Here is a 4,783-nt window from a genome sequence, read left to right on the forward strand (position 1 = left end):
TCTTCTATGGGAGAGCCTCATCAGCAATTGCATCTGGCAGTTCATCATATAGCCGCCATAGAGGTTGATATAGATAGCCAAAGGCGATTGTTACCATAGTCAGCATTCCCACCACAACAAACAACAAAGCAATACCGTATCCTCTACCGACACCAATGATCTTGCCGATGCTTCCAGCTAATAACCCTGTAGGGGTAAGTAATGGCTCGAAAACTCCATCGGCTAAAGGCCCTGCAATCAGATAGGCAAGCGGTAGTGATGCCAAGGCGACCATACTTCGCACGGCAAAGACTCGTCCCTGAACAGTAGGGGCGACTTTGCTCTGCCAGATAGCTTGGTCGCAGCCATTGATCATCGACACCCCAAAATAGTAGATGAAGGCAGCAGCAAAGAAGACAGGAACAGAAGGTCTAAGCCCTGCCAGTATTATGGACAACGCACCTGATAGCGTAAAACCAAACACACCAAGAATACGGTTCTTTGGGCCGCCCCAAACGCTCATCACCAGACCACCAACCAACATACCGCTTCCACCAATAGATAGCACCGTACCCAGTACATTAGCCGTAGCAAAGGCTAATACCAGTGGTGTAACTAGTACGCTGACAACTCCGATTAAGAAATTAATGGCAGCAAAGAAAATCAACAATCCTAGTAGTCCGGGTCGAGCAGTGATGTATGTCCACCCATAGGTGAACTCCCGCAGCCGCCAACTTTTCTTCACTTCATGCTCTGCGGTAGTTTTTGGCTGAGGGAATCGGACGAGTAGCAGCGTCACCAGAGAAAAGAGAAAAGTAACGCAGTCGATCAAGATTACGCCCTGAATCTGAATAGTCACAACCAGCACACCTGCTAACATCGGTGCAAGCAGCCGTGAAGTTGCCTCTGCAAATTGCACCATACCACTGGCACGACCAAGGTGTTGCTTTGGGACAAGCATTGTAGTAGCAGCAGCATAGGCTGGCCACTGGAAAGCGCTAAAGATCGAACTAACTCCTACAACTAAGTAGATATGCCAGACTTCAAGCCGACCAACCAAGAGCAACAGCACAATAGCTAGCGTACTCAGTCCGGCTCCAGCATCGCTCAGTATCATGCAAGTGCGTCGGTTCCAGCGATCTACAAGCACACCGACTAAGGGTGATAACAAGATGCTTGGCAGTATTGCGAACAAAGAAATCAGGGCAAATTGCGTGACTGACTCGGTATTTCGGTATACCCAGACACCTAAAGCAAATCGAGTCAGCCCAGAGCCGATAAATGAGACAAGCTGCCCAAACCAGATTAAGGTAAATATTCGCATTCTACAGATGTGGGTGATTTAGGAAACCATTATCAGTGAAGTAAGAGAAGTAGTTTTCCAGAAGTTCGTCATCGATCGCAGGACATACAATAGAAGTATCTACTAGTTTATCAAGCGTTTTTTGGGAATCGAACTGTGTCATTTTTGATTGAGAAAGACTCTCTTCAATGGATATCTGATTTTTGGATCTATTTTCAGGAAACAAAGGCAAAAGGGAATACAACGTTGCATCTGGAGAATGCTTTACAGCAGTTATCAACTCTTGTCGCCATTCATCATAGGCAACTAGCCGCAGTGGATAGCCATAAGAACGTACCCACCCCATGAGTTCCTCTAGTTTAATTGGGTGGGGATTGAGCAAGTGAAAAACTTCTCCAATTGATTCTTTTTGCTGAGATAAATAAACGATCGCTTGACTTACGTAGTCTACAGGGGTCATGTCCACCAAACCATCAATTTTCGGCACACTACCAAGCTGAATACAGCACTTAATCATGCTGCACATAAAATCATTTGTATTCCAGACCCCTGTTTTGCTGTTGCCTGTGATTCTTCCCAGTCTGTGGATACTCACAGGAAGCCCTCTAGAAAGTGCGATCGCTACTAACTTTTCTGCCACCCATTTACTCTGAGCATACCCACTTTCGAGAATTTCACCGTGTTCCAAATAGTCTTTTTCTCGGAATACTTGAACTTCCGAATCGCTTTGTGCGGGAAAAACAGAAAGGGTAGAAACGTAATGCACAGGTTTGACTTTGATTAAGCTTGCTAATCTGAGAACTTCCTGGGTTCCAAGAACATTAATCGCCTTCATCTGCTCGTATGGATGAATAAAATTAACTAAAGCACCATTGTGATAAATAACATCTATATTATTTGCCAATAGCAGAAACTGTTCCTGAGATAGTCCAAAAAGTGGCCCAGATAAATCTCCCACAATCGGGATGATTCGGAAACTTAAATGTTCGTTCCAAAGTGAATACATTTCCAGGTTTTGGCGGAGCTTATTTTTACCTGATTCTACATCAGCAGAACGTACCAAACAATAAATATCTGCTGGAGTTTTTTGGAGAAGTTCATCAAGTAAAAAAGCTCCTAAAAAACCTGTGGCTCCAGTTAATAAGATACTAGCTGGCTCGGTTGTATAATCTCTTGGGAGAGCTTCAGGACAAATTGAGGGATCGAGAACGGCTTCGGCTTGCAGATCCGCAACAGTTTTCCGAGCAATAGTATTAGAACCTGTGTTTTGAACCATCTCAATACTTTCGGCTAGGCCAGCTACCGTAGGCATTTCAAATAGACTACGCAAGGGTAGCTCTACTTGAAAAGTTTCACGCACTCGAAAAATCATCTGAGTCAGCAGTAATGAATGACCACCCAACTCAAAGAAATTATCATTAATACCAACTTGTTCCCGAATAAGTAACTCAGACCAAATTGCCGTTAATTTCTTCTCAGTTAATGTACGTGGTGCTACGTAAATTGTGTCATCATCATAGTGGTTTTGGTCATCTATTGGTAAAGCTTTGCGGTCTACTTTACCGTTAGGAGTGAGTGGTAGTGCTTCTAACATCACAAAGACTTTTGGCAGCATATATTCAGGCAACTTATCCCTGAGAAAGCGGCGTAGTTCACTGCTTTTCGGCACTGACTTTTGCTTGGGAACCACATAAGCTACTAAGTATTGGTTGCCCGTAGCATCTTGTTGAGCGATGACTACAACTTCCCTAATCTCTGAATGTTGAGTCAGTACCACTTCAATTTCTCCAAGTTCGATGCGAAAGCCGCGCACCTTCAGCTGATTATCAATACGACCGAGAAACTCAATGTTGCCGTCTGGGAGATAACGCACTAAATCCCCAGTTTTGTAAAGGCGACTCAATTTTAGATTTTGGATTTTGGATTTTGGATTGCTAAATTGTGTGCGATCGCAATCTTCTAGATTTTTACTACAATCCCCCAATCTAAAATCTAAAATCGGCAATCCAAAATCGCTAAAGGGGTTAGGAATAAATTTTTCTTCAGTTAAGTCTGGGCGATTCAAGTAACCTCGTGCTAAACCAGCACCATCAATATAGAGTTCTCCCTGAATACCAATGGGAACTGGCTGTAGGTATTTATCTAACACATACACTTGAACATTACCAATAGGCTTACCAATGGGTACTCCTGACAATGTACTATCTGATGAAAAGCTAGCTTTTGGTAACTTATAAATTGTTGTGACTACAGTTGCCTCTGTAGGCCCATATCCGTTGAATAGCTGCGGGTAATCACCTACATACTTTTGCCACATTTTTACTCGTTCTAGGAGTACCTGCTCTCCCCCAATAATTACCAAGCGTAATGATTCAGGTAGCCTTAGCTTTGTCGTCGTTAATTCAAAAGTCAGATGATGCCAATATGCTGTAGGTAAATCTAATACTGTAACTTCCCATTCTTGACATTGTTTGAGGAAATTAGGTATATCAATTAACATCTGTTCATTACGTAGCACCAGCGTGCCACCAGAGATCAGGCAGGGATAAATTTCTTCGACTGCCGCATCGAAACTAATAGAGGCAAACTGTAGAATGCGATCAGACTGAGTAAACCCATATTCAACAATTGCCGCAAGAGTGAAATTCACTAAAGACTGATGTTGAATCATCACTCCTTTTGGTTTGCCTGTAGAACCTGATGTATAGATGATATATGCTAAATTTTCTGGTGTCGCACCACTGACGAGATTCTCTTCACTCTCTTGAGAAATTACTTCCCAGTCTGTATCCAGGCTAATTACATGTAGTCCATCAAACTTTTGTTTCACCAATAAATGCTTCTGAGTCAAGAGGACAGACACCTGTGAATCTGACAACATCCAGGTCAAGCGTTCTTGAGGATAAGCGGAATCTAACGGTATATAAGCCCCACCAGCCTTGAGGATGCCCAACAGCCCTATGACCATTAAAAGTGATCGCTCTACACAAATGCCTACCAACACCTCTGGTCTGACACCAAGCGAATCGCTACGCGACAGCTTCGCTGAACGCAGATGGTGCGCTAGCTGATTTGCTTTATCATTCAGTTCCCGGTATGTTAACTGTTGACCTTCAAAGACGACTGCAACGGCATCCGGTGTCTGCTGTACTTGAGTTTCAAACAACTCATGAATGCACAACTCTTGCAAATTTTCTGTTTGTGTGCTGTTCCACTTTACCAACAGAGTCTGTCGTTCTGTTGCTGTCAAGATTGGCAAATCACTTAGACTCTGGTCGGGATTAACCACAATGCTTTCAAGCATTGTCTGGAAATGCCCAACCATTCTATTAATAGTGGCTGCCTCAAACAAGTCAGTGTTGTATTCTAGATTCCCCATCAATCCCTGCGGCGTATCTGTCATCGATAGAGACAGGTCAACCTTGGCTGTCTTACTGTCCACCATCACAGGATTCAGGATCAGTTCTGGCAACTCCAAGGGTGGCATCGGTGCATTTTGCA

Annotated in this window: 2 protein-coding genes; both read right to left on the reverse strand. The window is 43.6% G+C overall.

What is annotated here, in order from left to right; translation table 11 throughout:
* Positions 1 to 4: 4 nt before the first annotated feature.
* Complete coding sequence (locus tag LC574_RS27010; RefSeq protein ID WP_229456750.1) at positions 5 to 1,303, reverse strand: MFS transporter; 1,299 nt, start codon at positions 1,301 to 1,303, stop codon at positions 5 to 7.
* Position 1,304: 1 nt separating this feature from the next.
* Positions 1,305 to 4,783, reverse strand: a 3,479-nt coding sequence (locus LC574_RS27015; RefSeq protein ID WP_229456751.1) for a non-ribosomal peptide synthetase, incomplete at its 5' end; no start/stop codon positions are given.

The organism is Nostoc sp. CHAB 5715 (genome assembly GCF_020829685.1).
In the GTDB taxonomy this organism is placed as follows: Bacteria; Cyanobacteriota; Cyanobacteriia; order Cyanobacteriales; family Nostocaceae; genus Nostoc.